This window comes from Paenibacillus guangzhouensis, from assembly GCF_009363075.1.
Lineage (GTDB): Bacteria > Bacillota > Bacilli > Paenibacillales > Paenibacillaceae > Paenibacillus_K > Paenibacillus_K guangzhouensis.
In genome coordinates this window covers 5,333,410-5,351,401 of sequence record NZ_CP045293.1, presented here as the reverse complement: position 1 = coordinate 5,351,401, position 17,992 = coordinate 5,333,410, and the positions used below count along the sequence as shown (strand labels likewise).

The following is a 17,992-nucleotide window of genomic DNA, read 5'->3' as shown; positions in this document are numbered from 1 at the left end:
CATTCGAAGGAGATTATGGACTGATGTTATTCGACACACATACGCATTTAGACGCAGAACAATTCGACGAAGATCGGGAGGAAGTCATTGCAAGAGCGCTGGAGCAAGGCGTGACCAAGATGATCAACATCGGCTTCAACCGCGAGACGATCCCGACGACGATGGAATTGGCAGAGAAATACGATTTCATCTACGCGGCCGTCGGTTGGCACCCACAAGACGCAATTACGATGCAGCCAGGAGACCTGGAGTGGATCGAGCAACTATGCGCGCATGAGAAAGTCGTGGCGATTGGTGAGATCGGACTGGACTACTACTGGGATACCTCACCGAAGGATGTGCAGCACCATGTTTTTCGTGAACAAATTCGGCTAGCGAAACGCCTGAATATGCCGATTGTCATTCATAATCGTGATGCGCATGAGGATGTTGTTCGCATTCTGCGTGAAGAGCATGCAGAGGAATGCGGGGGCGTTATGCACTGCTTCTCGGGAAGTTGGGAAATTGCCAAACAATGCCTGGATTTGGGCTTCTATATCTCATTTGGAGGTCCAATTACATTCAAGAACGCAAGGGTCCCAAAAGAGGTGCTTGCGAACGTCCCGAATGACCGTTTTTTGATCGAGACGGACTCCCCATATTTGACTCCGCACCCCTACCGAGGGAAGCGAAATGAGACAGGTTATGTGCGTCTGGTTGCGGAGGCAGCGGCGGAAATAAAAGGGTTAAATTTGGAAGAAGTTGCTAAAATTACGATGAAAAATGCCCAAGCTTGTTTCCGCTTAGGATGAAAAACGGAGAAAATGAAAGAAGAAACTTAATAAACGGGTGAAATAGGTGCCTTTCATCTGAAAAATCGAAGAATATTACAAAATTTTAACCATTAATATGAAAAAATGAGTTTGGTGTCTTCTTTACAAGCATAGAGCATTCAGAGTATGATTCAAATCAGAGTTTGAATATTGTTCCATCCATTTTGTATCGCTGAGTCTCCAATATGGAGAGCGGGGGAACCGATATGGACCTTCTCAGGAGGGTTCGTAATTGATTTCTTAAAGGGGTGAATAGGGTGCTTCTCGCCATGAGCGGGATTGGATCCTTAGGGCGACTCTCACGTCCGAATCCGACAGCTAACCTCGTAAGCGTGCAGGGAGAGGTACCCTCGTGCGGCCATCAACTATTCGTTTCCAGCAGGAAGCCACGAAAGAGACCCTCTTTACGCTAGGCTTCTTTTCTTTTTGAATAAAGTTGATTAGGACGTCATACTGTTACAAGCAGGAGGTGAGGGACGTACCTGACAAAGGATGGTGTACAGATGATCACATGCAAGGTAGATGCGATTACCTGTGCAAAAATACAGTATATAGTCTTCGTCAATTTAGAATCATGCGTAACACCTGACGGCGGGACTATGAAGGAGGTCTAGACGTGGGCGTTTTTCAAACGGAGGAATCCCATGGTACACGATCATCCAGCATGTCTTTCGCATTGCGATGGATGCATGAAAACGTGCGTTTGATATCACTCGTGGCTCTTATGTCACTCGCGATGACTTTCATGTTAATGGTGGTGCTGAATGTTTACGCCAAGAAGAACATTTCTCTGGTGGTAGACGGACAACATATCCAGGTCGAAACGACAAACACAGTATTACAGCACCTACTGGATGAACAAGCTATACAAGTCGGCGCATACGACAAACTGTCGATGCCGCTCCAAGCAGAGCTTAAAGATGGCGACAGCGTAGAAATTTGGCGTGCGGTTCCCGTTCTTGTCACAGCAGATGGTCAGACAAAAAATTTGTTTACGACCGAAAAAACAGTCAAAGAAGTACTTGCAGCTGCGAATATAAAATTATCTGAAGACGATAAAATTACACCTGCGCTGAATACACCGATTTCGAACAAATTGGATATTAAGATTACACGCGTCAATACGAAATTGGTAAATCGCGAAGTATCGGTTCCTTTTGAATTCATCAAAAAGCCCGATGCAACGCTCTTACAAGGCAAACAAAAGCTGATTCAAGACGGTAAGTCTGGGCTTGTTGTTCAGAAGATCGAGAAAGTCTTCGAGGATGGCAAGTTGGTTTCGAGTAAAATGGTTGATAAGACCTATAAATCCAAGGCGACACACAAAATTGTTGCTTATGGAACGAAGAAACCTGAGGCTAAAGTCCGCACTCTGTCCGCTGGCGGACCGGGAGTGGCAGAAATCAAAGGCCTTGGTAAGCATGTGAAGTATGCAAAAGTGCTGAAAAATGTAACGTTAACCGCCTATTCTTCTGAGGAAGATGGCATTGGAACGCGGACGGCTTCAGGCACGACCGTAACCGAAGGGCGAACAATCGCTGTAGATAAGAACGTCATTCCGATCGGCTGGTGGGTATACATCGAAGGTGTCGGGTTTAGACGTGCGGAAGATACAGGCGGCGCTATTAAGGGCAATAAAATTGACGTGTATATTGAATCTCTGAAGGTGGCGAATAAATTCGGCCGCAAAAAGGGGCATACCGTCTATGTTATAGGACCGGTCAAACCGTCGGCGAGCTAATGAGGGTCGTAATTGTAGGCCATGCATCATTTGCCAATCGTGTATTAATCATATAGTATTATCGATAACAATATGCCATGATAAGAAGAGGGAAACCTCTTCTTTTTGTATTTTGCGGAAGGGAAGAAAGGAAGCGGATTGTACATGATTAAAGAAGTGATCGTGGTCGAAGGGAAAGACGATACCACGGCAATTCGGCGGGCCGTAGAGGCTGATACGATCGAGACCGGAGGATCCGCCATCAATAATGCGGTCTTGAAGCGCATTGCGCTAGCACAGGAACGCCGAGGCGTCATCATCCTGACGGATCCGGATCATGCCGGAGAACGAATCCGGAAGATCATATCGAATCGCGTACCTGGGTGCAAGCATGCCTTCTTGAAGGAAGCAGATGCGACCTATAAAGGGGATATCGGTGTCGAGAATGCATCGCCTGATGCGATTCGATACGCGCTGGATCATCTGCGAACGGAATATGAGAAGACCGAGCAGCTCATTGATTGGAATGATCTGATGGATGCGGGACTAATTACCCATCCGAATGCGGCGAGCCGCAGAAGAGCGATGGGCGATATACTGGGGATTGGCATGTGCAACGGAAAGCAGTTCTATAAACGCTGCGGCATGTTCCAGATTAGCCGAGAGGAGTTCTTGGCTGCACTAGAGCAAATTGAAAACGAAGGGCTGTAGACAAGATGAAGGAAACGAATGGAGCACAGGCGCAAGCTCGCATTGATATTGCGACGCCGAAGCGGACAAAAGATATTATTGGGAAGCATGGATTTTCATTTAAGAAAAGCCTCGGTCAGAACTTCCTGATCGACATGAATATATTGAACAAAATTGTAGATGCCGCTGAGCTCGATGAAACGATGGGGGCACTCGAGATCGGACCTGGAATCGGGGCGCTGACAGAGCGCCTTGCTCAGACGGCAGCGGAAGTGACTGCCGTGGAGATTGACACGCGATTGATTCCGATCCTCGAAGAGGTGCTTGCACCCTATCCGAATGTTGGGGTCATTCATGGTGATGTGCTCAAGGTAGATCTGAAGCAAATTTTCGCGGATCGATTCTCTGAGGTCAGCAAGGTAAGCGTCGTAGCGAACCTTCCTTATTATGTGACGACACCTATTCTTATGAAGTTGCTCGAAGAGCGTCTACCGCTGCAAAATATTGTGGTGATGATTCAGAAGGAAGTGGCGGACCGGATGGCTGCGCGTCCTGGCGGCAAAGACTACGGCAGCTTGAGTGTTGCCGTACAATATTATTGCGAGCCGGAGCTCGTATGTACGGTGCCTCATACGGTATTCATTCCACAGCCGAATGTGGAATCTGCTGTTATCAAACTGAAGGTGCGGGATACGCCACCGGTTCAGGTCGCAGACGAAGCACACTTCTTCCAAGTGGTACAAGCCTCATTCGCTCAGCGCCGGAAGACGATCGCGAATAACTTGAAGGCAAGATTCTTCAATGAAGGCGGCCGTGAGGCCCTAGAAGCCGCATTACAGGAAGCGGGTATTGAACCGCAGCGCCGCGGGGAAACACTGAGTATCGCCGAATTTGCGCGGCTTAGCGACGTCTTGCTGGCGGCAGGACGGGTATAGACGCTATAGATGACCATATACATGCAATCGATGCGGATTTCCATAAGATAGGCACCAATCCATAAGCCCCTCCATACGATAGACAGAAGAGGTGATTTGGGCCATGAAGCAAGGAGATCTTGTCGTTCGAAAATCGTATGGCGGAGACGTCACGTTCCGCATCGAGGCGTTTATGAAAGATTTAGTGATTATCAAGGGGATTGACTTTCGTCTATTGGCGGATGCGCCCACGAATGATCTGATGCCCGTAACCGAGGGGAAGCCTCCACATCAGAAAGAGAAGCAGGCGTTTATTCGTGCAATGGAATCCACTCGGCTTCTGGAACAGCATCGTCGTGTACAGACCGAGCGGAATCAAGCGGATTTGAATCAGAAAATGATGAATCACCAACCCTTCTTTGAAGTTCCCGGTAAAGTACTTCATCTGGATGGGGACCCCAATTATTTGAGGAAAAGTCTAGATTTGTACAATCAACTGCGGGTACCTGCGGAAGGTCATTACGTAACGGAAGCGAACATGTCGGACGTTCTCTACCGGCTGCTCCCACGTGTCAAACCGGATATCGTCGTTATCACAGGACATGACGGCGTCTATAAGCATTTGAAGAACCGCGATTTGTACAGCTTATCCAGTTATAAGAATTCGCAGAATTTCGTGAATGCAATTAAGACAGCACGGAATTATGAACGGAATTTCGATGTGCTTAATATCGTGGCCGGGGCATGCCAGTCGCATTTTGAGGCGCTGCTACAGGCAGGCGCGAACTTCGCAAGCTCTCCAGGACGCATTCTCATCCATGCACTTGATCCGGTGTATGTGGCGGCGAAGGCATCTTTCACACCGATTCGGGAGACCATAAATATTGTGGAAGTGCTATCCCAGACGATTACGGGGACAGATGGTGTGGGAGGAATTGAGACCCGGGGTAGCTATCGCATTGGGCTTCCAAAACTCAGGGATTTATCCACTTTGGACATTGTTCCGTCGATTCCGTGAATAATTTTCGAAAATTAACAAAATTGTCGTTGACAACTTTAAATAATCGCTGATATAATATTCAGTTATTTGACATCACCCCTTGAATTGGTTATAATGGACAAGGAAAGAGGTGGTAGTTGACAATGGCTAAAAATGCGCTGTTGGAAATTAAACGTAGCCTGGAAGCCCATGTCGGGCGCAAAATTATGCTGCGAGCAAACGGTGGTCGCCGAAAGACCATTGAACGTACCGGTGTACTTGAAGAAACCTACCCATCTGTTTTCATTGTTAAACTTGACCAGGATCAGAACGCATTTAAGCGTGTTTCATACAGTTACGCCGACATATTGACGGAGTCTGTGGAATTATCGGTATGCGAGGACGATGGCCAAGTGCGCATCACGTATATCCAGAATTAAGATTTGCAGTACGCATCACGGCAGCCCTTCGGGGCTGTCTTTTTTCATGGCACGGGAGGGAAGTATGATCTAGATGGGGAACAGCCATACTAACGGTAGGGCAGCGAATATACTCCATTCATTATGATATCCCTTTAAAGGAGGACCTGAGATGAGCCGCAGAAGAAGTGTCATGTCAGAGCAGTTAAAAGAGGAGCTAGCGAAGGATCTTGGGTTCTATGAGACGGTCCAGAATGAAGGCTGGGCTAACATCAAGGCGAAGGATGCAGGAAATATGGTAAAACGCGCCATCCAATTGGCTGAACAAGCCGCATCAAGAAAATGATCATCATGAGCGAAGGATGTCCGGGTATAAGTGGCATTCTTCGCTTTTTTTTATATCCAAGAGAAGTCTCTGGTATGGGGGTTATTTTAACGTGATAGCTTCAAATGACTTCAATATATGATTCTGATATAATATGTTAAGTTGTTCTAAGAACGTTCGATCAGATAAAGTAGGTGAAGACCGTGAAAGTATATGAGAAAGCGCCAGCCAAGATCAATTTGCTGCTGGACGTGTTACATAAAAGAGAAGACGGTTACCATGAAGTCGAGATGATTATGACGATGGTCGATCTCGCGGATCGTCTCGAGATGGAGGAATTGCCTCGCGACACGATCATTATCTCGAGTCAAGCCGGGTATATCCCGCTCGATGAGAAGAACCTTGCCTTTCAAGCGGCGAAGCTCATTAAGAACCGATATGACGTCAAGCAGGGGGTCTATATCCATCTGGATAAGAAAATCCCGGTTGCTGCTGGCCTTGCAGGGGGTAGCAGCGACGCAGCAGCGACTTTACGCGGGTTAAACCGCCTCTGGAAGCTGAATATACCCGATCATGAGCTTCAGGAGCTCGGTGCTGAGCTTGGCTCAGATGTCCCTTTCTGTGTGACCGGGGGCACAGCCATTGCTAGAGGGCGCGGTGAGAAATTAGAGATGATTCCGAATCCGCCGCAGTGTTGGGTGATCTTGGCGAAGCCGCCGATTAATGTCTCGACGGCCGATGTCTATGGCAGATTTCGGGTAGACAAGTTGAACAGCCACCCTTCGATGGCGAACATGATCGCAGCGATTGAGAACCAGCGGTTCCATGATGTCTGCGGGCAGCTAGGCAATGTGCTGGAAGACGTCACCTTATCGTTATATCCTGAAGTGCATCAGTTGAAGGATGCCATGGTGAAGCTCGGAGCTGACGGGGTGTTAATGTCAGGGAGCGGGCCAACGGTCTTCGGGCTCGTATCGAAGGAGTCCAAAGTGGCGAGAATCTATAATGGGCTTCGAGGATTCTGTAAGGAAGTATACGCGGTTCGTATGCTCACCTAATAAATTGAAGGAAATGTTGGTAAAATCCGTATGAAAATGATATATTCTCATTATAATATTCGGATTTAGCAGAGGGGGAGTAGAATGAAAAAGTTAAAGAGAAGCGCCCGTCTGGTGGAAATGACACAGTTCTTACTGCATCGGCCGCATACATTAATCCCGCTCACGACCTTTGCCGAGCGCTACAATGCAGCGAAGTCATCGATCAGTGAGGATCTTGTCATTATAAAAGAAGTGTTCGAAGAAGAAGGCATGGGAGATCTGCTTACGCTCGCAGGCGCAGCTGGCGGTGTGAAATTTATTCCGCGTATGCCGAAATCTATTTCGCTTCCTATCATTGAAGAGTTGTCTCGCAAGCTAGAGGAGCCGGATCGGATCTTGCCAGGTGGCTACTTGTATATGACGGATTTACTGGGACAGCCTGCCTTGATGAACGAGGTGGGTAAAATGTTCGCGGCCGCTTTTGCAGACGCTCAGATCGATGTGGTCATGACGGTAGAGACAAAAGGGATCCCTCTCGCTTATGCGACGGCTGCGCAGCTTAATCTCCCTGTGGTGCTCGTTCGCCGTGACCATCAGGTGACGGAGGGCTCTGCGGTAAGCATTAACTATGTCTCGGGCTCCAATAAGAGCATCCATACGATGACACTAGCCCGTAGAGCGCTCAAAGAGAAATCGCGCGTCCTCATTATTGATGACTTCATGAAAGCAGGCGGAACGGTGCAAGGCATGATTGACCTGCTGCATGAATTCGAAGCTGTGGTTGCTGGCGTAGGCGTTCTCGTGGAATCTGGCGACCTCGAGAGCAATGAACGATTGTTGAATGATTATATTTCGCTTGCGAAGCTAACGCATATTGATTTTAAGACGAAGCAGATCGCAGTCGAGCCTGGTAATTATTTCAGAGAGGAAGCGTGATTCAAGGATGAAAATCGAAGCGGTTGCAACAACGAATGCTCCAGCAGCAATTGGACCATACTCACAGGCCATGAAATTTGGTAATTTATTGTTCACTTCTGGCCAAATTCCACTTGGATTAGATGGACAAGTCGTTGAAGGCGGCATTGCCGAACAGACGCATCAAGTTTTCCGTAATTTACAAGCTGTGTTGGCTGAGGCAGGAGCATCATTCTCGGACGTAATCAAGGCGACGGTGTTTATTAAAGATATGAATCAATTTGCAGATTTAAATGAAATTTATGCATCGTATTTTGGGGACCATAAGCCGGCTAGATCAACCGTTGAAGTCGCCCGTCTCCCTAAGGATGTCCTTGTCGAAATTGAATTAATCGCGTCGATTTAATACGACAAATGTCGAATCGCTTAAATATTAGTTTTAAATTCAAAAAATATTCATAACAATGGTAAAAAAAAGAAGGAATTAGCATGAGTGTGTGGAATTATACACCAAGTCTCTGATGGAAAAAGGTGGTGAACACACATGCAAATTACCGATGTAAGGCTCCGCCGCGTCAACTCCGAAGGGAGAATGAAGGCGATTGCTTCCATCACTATTGACAATGAATTCGTTGTGCACGACATTCGCGTCATTGACGGGAACAATGGGATGTTCGTTGCCATGCCGAGTAAGCGGACACCAGATGGTGAATTCCGCGATATCGCTCACCCGATCTCTTCCACAACTCGCGAGAAGATTCAAGCAGCAGTTCTCGCTGAATATGAGCGCGCAGCTACGGAAGAAGAAGTCATCGAAGAGGGAGCTTAAGGTTTGTAATTGCGCTTAGAGGAAGGGAGCCGGAGGACGGCTCTCTTTTCTTTTTGTTCAGAATAGGATATATTCTTTAATGAACTGATTAACATGTGCGAAGTATGTCTATAGGTAATATGTCATGAATGAGCATATGGTAAGAAGCTTTTGGGAGGTAGGAACCTTGAAAAGAATGGCAGTTGTGCTTGCTGCAGGACAGGGCAAACGCATGAAGTCGAAATTGTATAAAGTGTTGCATCCAGTATGCGGCAAACCGATGGTAGGTCACGTCGTGGATACCGTATTGCGTGCATCCTGTGAGCGTACAGTCGTGATTGTAGGTCATGGAGCTGATGCCGTGAAATCATATTTGGGCGATCGTGCTGAATATGTATTGCAGGCAGAACAGTTAGGTACCGGTCATGCGGTAAAGCAAGCGAAATCGCTGCTAGGACATGAAGAAGGTTTGACACTCATTGTATGCGGAGATACGCCGCTAGTAACAGAGACGACGCTTGAGCGTTTGATTGCGCTGCATACCGAGAAGGGTGCATCCGCAACGATTCTATCAGCCCATATGGCGAATCCTACCGGTTACGGAAGGATTATTCGTGGTACCGACGGATCGGTTCAGAAGATTGTGGAGCAGAAAGATTGCACACCGGATGAACAAGCGATTCAAGAGATTAATACAGGAACTTATTGCTTCGATAATGCGAAGCTTTTTGCTGCGCTTGAGCAAGTAACGAATCAGAACGTGCAGCAGGAGTATTATTTGACAGATGTTATTGGTATTCTGCGAGCTGCTGGGGATATTGTTGATGCTTATTGTACGACAGATGAAGCGGAAGCAATCGGCGTGAATGATCGCGTTGCTCTGTCGGAAGCGGAGCAGCTGATGCGTGCACGTATTAACCGCCAGCATATGATCAATGGCGTGTCCTTGATTGATCCAGCATCCACTTACATTGGTGCCGACGTCGTGATTGGACAAGATAGTATCATCTACCCAGGATCCGTGCTTCGCGGGAAGACAATCATTGGGAATGAATGCATCATCGGTCCTCATACCGAAATTGAAGATTCAGAGATTGGCGATGGCGTTATTGTGAAGCAATCCGTATTGTCGGAGGCGAAAGTAGGTAACGGCTCGGGAATCGGACCGTTCGCTTATTTGCGTCCCGGCGCTCGAATTGGCCAACAAGTGAAAATCGGCGATTTCGTTGAAATAAAAAATGCAACGTTAGATGACGGTGCAAAAGTAAGTCATTTAAGTTATATTGGCGATGCAACGGTAGGTAAGAATGTAAATATCGGCTGCGGAGCGATTACGGTCAACTATGACGGGTATAATAAATCTGTTACAGAGATCGAAGATGATGCCTTTGTCGGCAGTAACGTGAACCTCATTGCGCCAGTTAAGATTGGCAAAGGGGCATATGTCGTGGCTGGCTCCACGATTACGCATAATGTAGCAGAGAACGAACTGGCTGTTGCAAGAGAACGCCAAGTGAATAAGCCGGGATATGCGGAGAAACTGCGAGCCCGTGCTAGAGCGAAGAAAGAACGCAACTCTTAAATCATTGGACTTTGACGATCAGCAGGAACAAGACGAACTAGGTTATGATGGCAACACTGACAATACAACGACTGGCACGGAGGGTTTTTATTCTATGGCTTATTGTGACTCAAAATTAAAGATTTTTACATGCAACTCGAATACGTCTTTGGCACATCGTATTGCTGAACATATCGGCGTACCGATGGGAGATTCGGAGACACTCGCATTCAGTGATGGGGAGATCCATATCAAGTTGACCGAGAGTGTTCGCGGTTGTGACGTCTATGTCGTTCAATCGACATGCGCACCGGTTAATGATAACTTGATGCAGCTGCTCGTCATGGTTGATGCACTTAAGCGTGCATCCGCGAAGAGTATCAATGTCGTGATCCCGTACTACGGTTACGCACGTCAAGACCGTAAGGCACGTTCACGCGATCCAATCACAGCGAAACTCGTTGCGAACTTGATCGAGACGGCAGGCGCTCATCGCGTGATTACGATGGATTTGCATGCAACGCAAATTCAAGGTTTCTTCGATATTCCAGTGGATCATATGCTGGGTGTTCCGATTCTGGCGCAATATTTCCGTTCGAAACAATTCGAAGATGTCGTTGTTGTCTCACCTGACCATGGTGGTGTTGTTCGTGCTCGTAAATTGGCTGATTTCTTGAAAGCTCCGCTTGCTATCATCGACAAACGTCGCCCTGAGCCGAATGTGAGCGAAGTAATGAACATTATCGGTGAAGTCAAAGGGAAAACAGCGATTGTCATCGATGATATTATCGATACGGCTGGAACGATTGTATTAGGTGCTAATGCATTACGTGATGCGGGCGCCAAAGAAATCTATGTTTGTTGTACGCATCCGGTCTTGTCCGGCCCTGCTATGGAGCGTCTTGAGAATGCACCGATCACGGAAGTCATCGTGACGGATACCATTCCAATTACGCATCCGAACCCAACAAGCAAGCTCAAAGTATTGTCCGTCGCGCCATTGATGGGTGAAGCGATTATTCGTGTACATGAAGAGTTATCGATCAGCAAGCTGTTCGAAATCGAATAATTTAGAAGCAGTTCAAACGCATACTAACAGTTAAGCATACGAATGATGAAGGGTTACAGCTCCGCGCCTAGCGGAGAAGTAGCCCTTGTCGTTCAAATATAAGAATCTATATGTTTCACCTATAGAAGCAGGCATAGAGAGGAATTACACACATATGAAATGGATTGTCGGACTTGGGAATCCCGGTACGTCTTATCAGAAGACGCGGCACAATGTCGGATTTATGGCGATTGATGAACTGGCGAAGCGTCATAATATCGCTGTCACCCAGAGCAAATGCAAAGCGTTGATCGGTGAGGGGCATATGAACGGGAAGAAGGTTGCCTTGATTAAACCGATGACGTATATGAATCTATCAGGAGAGTCGGTTCGTGCTTTCATGGATTATTATAAAGTGAGTCTGGAGGATATGATCGTGGTCTACGATGACCTGGATACGGAGATTGGGCGAATTCGTCTTCGTTATCAAGGCAGCGCAGGCGGACACAATGGGATTAAATCGATCATCCAGCACACAGGCACACAAACTTTCAATCGAGTTCGGATGGGGATTTCGAGACCACCAGCAGGATTCAATATTGCTGATTATGTCCTGAATAACTTCCCGAAGGCGGAAGCAATGCCGCTCGAGAGCATGATTTGTGCAACTTGCGATGCGCTGGAGTTCGCAATGCAGAATTCGTTCGAGACAACGATGGCGAAATTCAACGGCTAACAGGAATCCATACTGGAAAATACGGCTAATTCTGAACAGGATGGGCATACTTAGGGTATATCCTACTCTCAGGAGGCATATAGATGTCAGTAAACTATATTTGCAGGCATTGCGGAACGTCGCTAGGCCGTATTGATCAGGATCATGTAAGTGAGACCAAGCTTGGGTTTCATTCCTTGACCCCGGAAGAGCGCAACGATATAATATCGTATAACTCAAATGGGGATGTTACCGTTCGTGTAACATGTGATTACTGTAGAGAAGCACTCGATAACCATCCGGAATTGTCGCTGCTATCCAATCCACTACAGTAGAAGTTGAAGTACAGATAATAGAAGCCTTGGCATGTTCGCCGAGGCTTATTTGTAAAAGATCCGAAGAATGGTACAGCCCATATACAATGTCAAGGCGCTTCCCGTCATGAAGACGGCGAAGCCATTTCTACATGGTGTTGGGAAGTGTTCATGAACGTCATTGCCATGTCATCCAACGGATTCTCTTAAGAGATGAGTTATTAGAGAGAGGTGCCCGCGTTGCTACACGCACTTATTCAAGCATTATCCGAAGATCGAGATTTTAAATCCATAACAGCAGGACTGGAATCTGGGATGCGAGAGCAGCTCATATCAGGACTCACGGGTTCTTCGCGCCAAGTTGTGATCGCGGCGTTGTTCGAGAAGCTGCAGCGTCCGATGCTGATCGTAACCCATAATATGTTCGCAGCGCAGAAAATTACAGAGGATCTGCAGGAGTGCATTTCACCAGAGCATGTGATGTTATATCCAGCTAATGAACTGGTTGCAGCGGAATCAGCAATTTCAAGCCCTGAGACGTTAGCTCAGCGCATCGATGTCTTGATGAAGTCTTCCCGTGGTTTTCGTGGTGTCATTGTAGCTCCGTATTCCGGTGTGCGCCGATTCATTCCGACACGCGAGATGATGAAGAGCGCGCATCTTGATATTAAAGTTGGAGAGACACTCGAGATTAACGCCTTTATGAAGCGTATGGTGGAGCTGGGGTATGAGCGGGTAGAGCAAGTCCAATCACGCGGCGAAATGAGCGTTCGCGGGGGGATTGTCGACTTCTATCCACTAACTGCTCGCCTTGCTTACCGAGTAGAGTGGTTCGGTGACGATATTGATTCCATCCGTACATTTGATCCGGCAGACCAACGCTCCGTGGATAAGGAAGAAGCGATTGTCATTCCGCCATGCAAGGAGATTATTGCGGATGCAGGGCGATTCCAGAATGCGGCGGTGCATGCGTCAGAACTGCTCGAAAAACAGCTGGAGAAGATGGCGGACCGCAATGCTAAAAGTCTGCTGCGCGAAGAAATCGGACGTGAGCTGGAGATGCTGCGGGAGCAGATTTATTTTCCAGACCTCTATAAATATATTTCGATGTTGTTTCCAGAACGAGAGACGTTATTCGACTATATGGCGAAAGACACGCTCCTTATTCTGGACGAACCAACGCGAATCTTGGAGATTTCCAAGCAGCTTGAACGCGACGAGAGTGAATGGAATCTGCATTTGATGCAGAACGGGAAGTCGATGCCAGGCTTCGTGCTGGGTCATACCGCAGATCATATGCTGCATCATCCGCCCTTCCAGACATTGTTCTTGTCCCTGTTCTTGCGCCAAATTCCACATACGCAACCGCAAAATATCGTGAATTTCATGTGCCGCGCGATGCAGGATTTCCATGGTCAGATGAATGTGCTCAAGGCTGAGATGGAACGTTGGAAGAAGTCCGGCGCGAAGGTCATGATGCTCGCGAGCAATGATGAGCGGACCGAACGGATGCGTCGCGTGCTTCAAGACTATCAGATTGAGGAACCGATGATTCTCAAGGGTAACCTGCAGACCGGGTTCGAGTTGTCCTCAATTCATCTTGTCGTTATTACCGAAGGTGAGATGTTCTCGCAGAAACAGCGTAAAGTTCGTAGTAAAATCGATAAAAAGGTCGATAATGCCGAGCGCATTAAGAGCTACACCGAGCTGAAGGTTGGCGACTATGTCGTGCACCAGAACCATGGGATCGGGAAATACATGGGGATTGGGACACTGGAGATCAACGGCATTCATAAAGATTATCTGCATATTCTGTATGCGGGTGGCGACAAGTTGTCTGTACCGATCGAACAGATTGATATGATCCAGAAATATGTCGGGTCAGAGGAGAAAGAACCGAAGATCTATAAGCTTGGCGGCAACGACTGGGCGAAGGTTAAAAATAAAGTCCGTTCCTCCGTGCAGGATATTGCGGATGATCTGGTCAAGCTGTACGCAGAGCGCCAATCTGCACCTGGCTTTGCTTTCGAGAAGGACACGCCTGAGCAGCAAGAATTTGAAGCGATGTTCCCGTATGATGAGACGATTGACCAACTGCGCGCGATTGAAGAAATCAAGAAGGATATGCAGAAAAATGTACCAATGGACCGTCTGTTATGCGGTGACGTAGGTTACGGGAAGACGGAGGTTGCCGTACGTGCTGCATTTAAGGCAGCGATGGAAGGCAAGCAGGTGGCTGTCCTCGTTCCGACGACGATCTTGGCACAGCAGCATTATGAGACATTCCGCGAGCGGTTCTCAGGGTATCCGATGAATATTCAAGTGCTGAGCCGCTTCCGTTCGAAGAAGGAACAGAACGAGACAATCAAGGGTATTAAACGCGGTACGGTAGATGTCGTTATTGGGACCCATCGGATTCTGTCGCAGGATATGATCTTCAAAGATCTGGGACTGCTTATCGTCGATGAAGAGCAGCGTTTTGGCGTATCTCACAAAGAAAAGCTGAAGCGGCTGAAGACGAATGTCGACGTGCTGACGCTAACGGCTACGCCAATCCCGCGTACGCTGCATATGTCGATGCTTGGAGTACGCGATTTGTCGGTTATCGAGACGCCGCCGGAGAACCGTTTCCCCGTACAGACGTATGTCGTGGAGCATAGCAATGCATTGATCCGCGAGTCCATTGAGCGTGAATTAGCGCGCGGTGGACAGGTATACTATTTATATAACCGCGTTCAAGGGATTTACCAGATGGCCGAGCAGATCTCTGCATTGGTGCCGGACGCTAGAGTCGCTGTAGGGCATGGTCAAATGTCTGAGCAAGAGCTGGAGAAGACAATTCTCGATTTCTTGGATGGGGAATACGATGTGCTCGTGAGCACGAGTATTATTGAGACGGGTGTCGATATTCCGAACGTGAATACACTAATCGTCCATGACGCCGACAAAATGGGCTTGTCCCAGTTGTATCAGCTACGGGGACGTGTCGGGCGTTCGAATCGCATCGCTTATGCGTACTTCACATATCAACGGGACAAAGTGTTGACGGAGGTTGCGGAGAAGCGACTGCAATCCATCAAAGAGTTCACAGAGCTTGGCTCAGGATTCAAAATTGCGATGCGCGACTTGTCGATTCGCGGAGCGGGTAATCTGCTCGGTGCGGAACAGCATGGTTTCATTGCGTCGGTCGGATTCGATCTCTACTCGCAAATGCTAGCAGACGAGATTCAGAAGCGGAAAGCTGAGATGGGCGGAGATTATGTCGCGCCTCCGAAAGAGGTATCGACAGTGATCGACCTGAGTGTCGATGCATATTTACCATCCGATTATATTTATGATAGTATTCAGAAGATTGAGATTTACAAAAAAGTTGCTTCCTTGCGCTCCTTCGATGAGGGCGATGAGCTGCAGGATGAGCTGGTAGACCGCTTCGGCGACTTACCGCTTGCCGTACAGCATCTGCTCGCCGTCGCAAGGCTCAAAATTTATGGCCGTTATTACGGGATCGAGGCGATTTCGCGTAAAGGAGACGACGTCGTCATCCGTATTGCTGCGAGCCAGACCGATCACATATATCGCGATAAGTTAGCGCAACTGGGGGCACAATTCGACAAGCGCATTCGCTTTGAGCAGGGTCCAAGTATTATAATGAATGTGAGATGTAAAGGGCTAGATGATTCGCAGATGCTGCAATTGTTAGAAGATGTGCTCAAAAGCGCCAAAGAGGCGTTCAAAACGAAGGGAGAATTACAAGATGTTGTTAAGTAACCGTAAAAGTGCTTGGAAATCCTTGATGATCACGCTTGTAGCGGTACTCATGGTGTCGCTCATCGCGGGATGCGGACAGAAGAATGAGAGTTCCGCTGCCAAAGGAGATAAGAGCAAAGTCGTTGCGACGTACAAAGGCGGAACGATTACTGAGAATGAATTTAATAAAGAGCTCAGCATGATGACGCTGCTCTATCCGCAATACGCGCAAGTCGTAACGATGGATGAGTTCAGAGAATACTTGCTTAAGCAAGAGATCGCCTACAAAATTCTAGCTGAGAAAGCAACAAACGCAGCAAAGAAAGACGGCGAGAAGAAAGCAAAAGAGCAATTGGATCAAATGAAAAAATCAGCTGGGGATCAATACAAAACCGAGCTGGACAAGCTTAAATTAACAGATCAAGACGTGCTCGATTATATGACGCGCCTTCTTACCGTTGTTGCGGATTATAATGCCAAAGTAACCGATGACCAGGTAAAGGCTGAGTTCGAGAAGAACAAAGAAAGCTTCACTACGGCCTCCGTCCGCCACGTTCTTGTTGCGCTTGAGACACAAGACGGTAAAACGAAGCGTACGAAAGAAGAAGCACTGAAACGCGCGAAAGAAGTTCAAGCGATGTTGAAAGCACCAAATGCGGATTGGAACAAAATTGCGAAGGAGTACTCCGATGACGGAGGTTCCAAAGACAATGGCGGATTGTATAAAGATGCAGCGGTGGGCCAATGGGTTGAGGAATTCAAGAAAGCAGCCGTTGAGCTTCCACTAAACACAATCAGCGATCCGGTTGAGACACAGTTCGGTTACCATGTCATGAAAGTGGAATCCCGTGTGGAGATGACGTTCGACAAATTGTCGGCAGACCAGAAGGAATCGCTTCGTGGCCAAGTATCCGGTGCGAGCATGAATCAATTCATGGAGAAGGAACTGCCAGGTCTTATTACGAAGATTGATCTGCCTAAGGTAGAGAAAAAGGAAGAGCCGAAGCAAGAAACAGGTAAGAAAACCGATGAAAAGACAGAACCAACCAGTGATAAAAAGTAATTAAATGTAACATCTGTAAATAAAATTGACTATTTTATGAACAAGCAGAAAATACGTGAAATTTTTTCACTATTTTCTGTTTTTTTATGAAACGATTCCTTTAAATGAGCGTACAATCGAGATGTATAAGAAACTGGGAGCAGATGAATACTATGGTCAGATTTTAAATCAACCACCAGTTAAAGAGGTTGTTCAAAAAGTCATCTTTTGATCACGATGTGTTTCAAGTAGCAGACTCAGGTTTATTTGAACTAACCGCAAGGTCTCTCCTCATTTCCATGAACCGTAGTAGAAGTACAACTGATAAGAAAGTGAGGCAACAAGAAATATGAAAGCTACTGGTATTGTTCGTCGTATTGATGATCTCGGACGGGTCGTCATTCCTAAAGAAATTCGTCGTACTCTTCGTATCCGCGAGGGAGATCCACTTGAAATCTTTGTTGATCGCGATGGTGAAGTTATCCTTAAGAAATATTCCCCGATTGGTGAGCTTGGCGACTTTGCGAAGGAATATGCGGAGTCTCTATTCGAGAGCACGAATCATACAACATTGATTACAGATCGTGATAATATTATCGCTGTAGCTGGCGGATCCAAGAAAGAATATTTGGACAAGTCCATCGGATCTTTGGTTGAGGAATGTATGGAGAATCGTAAAACATCTATTGAGACGAATTCCGGCACATACGAAATCGGAAGAGACAACCAAGAAACAATCAGCTCTTTCGTGGTAGCACCAATCATTGCGGGTGGCGACCCTATTGGTACCGTTGTGATGCTTAGCAAAGACGAGAATACGAAGATGAGTGTTCTTGAGACAAAGATGGCTGAGACAGCAGCTGCGTTCTTAGGTAAACAAATGGAACAATAATCGGGCGGCCGATTTTAATGAACTCCTATACTCGAATCATACGTACCAGTC

General features: G+C 47.2%; 18 protein-coding genes and 1 riboswitch. All 18 genes read left to right on the top strand.

The genetic code is table 11. The features are described 5' to 3' along the window. Window positions 1-23 precede the first annotated feature (23 nt). The 18 genes from GCU39_RS24110 to spoVT all read left to right on the top strand — a co-directional run bounded on the left by GCU39_RS24110 (window position 24) and on the right by spoVT (window position 17,941). Entirely contained in the window at window positions 24-791 is a 768-nt protein-coding gene (locus GCU39_RS24110) for a TatD family hydrolase (protein ID WP_152397409.1), read from the top strand. A 181-nt stretch (window positions 792-972) separates the two neighbouring features. After that, a riboswitch (cyclic di-AMP (ydaO/yuaA leader) is annotated at window positions 973-1,159 on the top strand. Window positions 1,160-1,428: 269 nt separating this feature from the next. Then, window positions 1,429-2,553 carry a resuscitation-promoting factor gene (locus GCU39_RS24105; protein WP_152395787.1) on the top strand — a complete coding sequence of 375 codons (1,125 nt, stop codon included), beginning with the start codon at window positions 1,429-1,431 and terminating at the stop codon, window positions 2,551-2,553. A gap of 144 nt (window positions 2,554-2,697) precedes the next feature. Continuing rightward, the gene (gene rnmV / locus GCU39_RS24100; RefSeq protein ID WP_152395786.1) at window positions 2,698-3,243 is read left to right on the top strand and encodes a ribonuclease M5; all 546 of its coding nucleotides are present in this window, start codon (window positions 2,698-2,700) and stop codon (window positions 3,241-3,243) included. Window positions 3,244-3,248: 5 nt separating this feature from the next. After that, a complete protein-coding gene (gene rsmA / locus GCU39_RS24095) occupies window positions 3,249-4,157 on the top strand; it encodes a 16S rRNA (adenine(1518)-N(6)/adenine(1519)-N(6))-dimethyltransferase RsmA (protein WP_152395785.1) in 909 nt (302 codons plus the stop codon). 103 nt (window positions 4,158-4,260) lie between these two features. Next, a complete protein-coding gene (gene yabG / locus GCU39_RS24090) occupies window positions 4,261-5,154 on the top strand; it encodes a sporulation peptidase YabG (RefSeq protein WP_152395784.1) in 894 nt (297 codons plus the stop codon). 125 nt (window positions 5,155-5,279) lie between these two features. Next, a complete protein-coding gene (veg, locus tag GCU39_RS24085; protein WP_018759491.1) occupies window positions 5,280-5,555 on the top strand; it encodes a biofilm formation stimulator Veg in 276 nt (91 codons plus the stop codon). A gap of 151 nt (window positions 5,556-5,706) precedes the next feature. Next, window positions 5,707-5,880, top strand: a complete 174-nt coding sequence (locus GCU39_RS24080) for a small, acid-soluble spore protein, alpha/beta type (RefSeq protein ID WP_152395783.1) — start codon at window positions 5,707-5,709, stop codon at window positions 5,878-5,880. Window positions 5,881-6,062: 182 nt separating this feature from the next. Continuing rightward, window positions 6,063-6,917 carry a 4-(cytidine 5'-diphospho)-2-C-methyl-D-erythritol kinase gene (ispE, locus tag GCU39_RS24075; protein ID WP_152395782.1) on the top strand — a complete coding sequence of 285 codons (855 nt, stop codon included), beginning with the start codon at window positions 6,063-6,065 and terminating at the stop codon, window positions 6,915-6,917. 84 nt (window positions 6,918-7,001) lie between these two features. Further along, a complete protein-coding gene (purR, locus tag GCU39_RS24070; protein WP_152395781.1) occupies window positions 7,002-7,835 on the top strand; it encodes a pur operon repressor in 834 nt (277 codons plus the stop codon). A gap of 7 nt (window positions 7,836-7,842) precedes the next feature. Continuing rightward, window positions 7,843-8,220, top strand: a complete 378-nt coding sequence (locus tag GCU39_RS24065; protein WP_152395780.1) for a RidA family protein — start codon at window positions 7,843-7,845, stop codon at window positions 8,218-8,220. A gap of 138 nt (window positions 8,221-8,358) precedes the next feature. Beyond that, window positions 8,359-8,643, top strand: a complete 285-nt coding sequence (spoVG, locus tag GCU39_RS24060; protein WP_018759486.1) for a septation regulator SpoVG — start codon at window positions 8,359-8,361, stop codon at window positions 8,641-8,643. A 166-nt stretch (window positions 8,644-8,809) separates the two neighbouring features. After that, window positions 8,810-10,204 (top strand): bifunctional UDP-N-acetylglucosamine diphosphorylase/glucosamine-1-phosphate N-acetyltransferase GlmU, encoded by a 1,395-nt coding sequence (gene glmU / locus GCU39_RS24055; RefSeq protein WP_152395779.1) that lies wholly within the window; start codon window positions 8,810-8,812, stop codon window positions 10,202-10,204. A gap of 94 nt (window positions 10,205-10,298) precedes the next feature. Next, on the top strand, window positions 10,299-11,252 hold the full coding sequence (locus GCU39_RS24050) for a ribose-phosphate diphosphokinase (RefSeq protein ID WP_152395778.1): 954 nt from the start codon (window positions 10,299-10,301) through the stop codon (window positions 11,250-11,252). Window positions 11,253-11,406: 154 nt separating this feature from the next. Then, window positions 11,407-11,967 (top strand): aminoacyl-tRNA hydrolase, encoded by a 561-nt coding sequence (gene pth, locus GCU39_RS24045; RefSeq protein WP_152395777.1) that lies wholly within the window; start codon window positions 11,407-11,409, stop codon window positions 11,965-11,967. Between the two features lie 83 nt (window positions 11,968-12,050). After that, complete coding sequence (locus GCU39_RS24040; protein ID WP_152395776.1) at window positions 12,051-12,281, top strand: anti-sigma-F factor Fin; 231 nt, start codon at window positions 12,051-12,053, stop codon at window positions 12,279-12,281. 219 nt (window positions 12,282-12,500) lie between these two features. Next, a complete protein-coding gene (gene mfd / locus GCU39_RS24035; RefSeq protein ID WP_152395775.1) occupies window positions 12,501-16,028 on the top strand; it encodes a transcription-repair coupling factor in 3,528 nt (1,175 codons plus the stop codon). Then, window positions 16,015-17,070 (top strand): peptidylprolyl isomerase, encoded by a 1,056-nt coding sequence (locus tag GCU39_RS24030; RefSeq protein ID WP_152395774.1) that lies wholly within the window; start codon window positions 16,015-16,017, stop codon window positions 17,068-17,070. The genes mfd and GCU39_RS24030 overlap by 14 nt, the downstream gene beginning before the upstream one ends. 328 nt (window positions 17,071-17,398) lie before the next feature. After that, on the top strand, window positions 17,399-17,941 hold the full coding sequence (gene spoVT / locus GCU39_RS24025; RefSeq protein WP_152395773.1) for a stage V sporulation protein T: 543 nt from the start codon (window positions 17,399-17,401) through the stop codon (window positions 17,939-17,941). Window positions 17,942-17,992 lie beyond the last annotated feature (51 nt).

Bases quoted from the DNA above. Each gene is read 5' to 3' on its own strand.
- rsmA (WP_152395785.1), top strand. From the start codon at position 3,249: ATGAAGGAAACGAATGGAGCACAGGCGCAAGCTCGCATTGATATTGCG.
- veg (WP_018759491.1), top strand. From the start codon at position 5,280: ATGGCTAAAAATGCGCTGTTGGAAATTAAACGTAGCCTGGAAGCCCAT.
- GCU39_RS24030 (WP_152395774.1), top strand. From the start codon at position 16,015: ATGTTGTTAAGTAACCGTAAAAGTGCTTGGAAATCCTTGATGATCACG.
- spoVG (WP_018759486.1), top strand. From the start codon at position 8,359: ATGCAAATTACCGATGTAAGGCTCCGCCGCGTCAACTCCGAAGGGAGA.
- rnmV (WP_152395786.1), top strand. From the start codon at position 2,698: ATGATTAAAGAAGTGATCGTGGTCGAAGGGAAAGACGATACCACGGCA.
- pth (WP_152395777.1), top strand. From the start codon at position 11,407: ATGAAATGGATTGTCGGACTTGGGAATCCCGGTACGTCTTATCAGAAG.
- purR (WP_152395781.1), top strand. From the start codon at position 7,002: ATGAAAAAGTTAAAGAGAAGCGCCCGTCTGGTGGAAATGACACAGTTC.
- spoVT (WP_152395773.1), top strand. From the start codon at position 17,399: ATGAAAGCTACTGGTATTGTTCGTCGTATTGATGATCTCGGACGGGTC.
- GCU39_RS24040 (WP_152395776.1), top strand. From the start codon at position 12,051: ATGTCAGTAAACTATATTTGCAGGCATTGCGGAACGTCGCTAGGCCGT.
- GCU39_RS24050 (WP_152395778.1), top strand. From the start codon at position 10,299: ATGGCTTATTGTGACTCAAAATTAAAGATTTTTACATGCAACTCGAAT.
- GCU39_RS24080 (WP_152395783.1), top strand. From the start codon at position 5,707: ATGAGCCGCAGAAGAAGTGTCATGTCAGAGCAGTTAAAAGAGGAGCTA.
- GCU39_RS24110 (WP_152397409.1), top strand. From the start codon at position 24: ATGTTATTCGACACACATACGCATTTAGACGCAGAACAATTCGACGAA.
- yabG (WP_152395784.1), top strand. From the start codon at position 4,261: ATGAAGCAAGGAGATCTTGTCGTTCGAAAATCGTATGGCGGAGACGTC.
- GCU39_RS24065 (WP_152395780.1), top strand. From the start codon at position 7,843: ATGAAAATCGAAGCGGTTGCAACAACGAATGCTCCAGCAGCAATTGGA.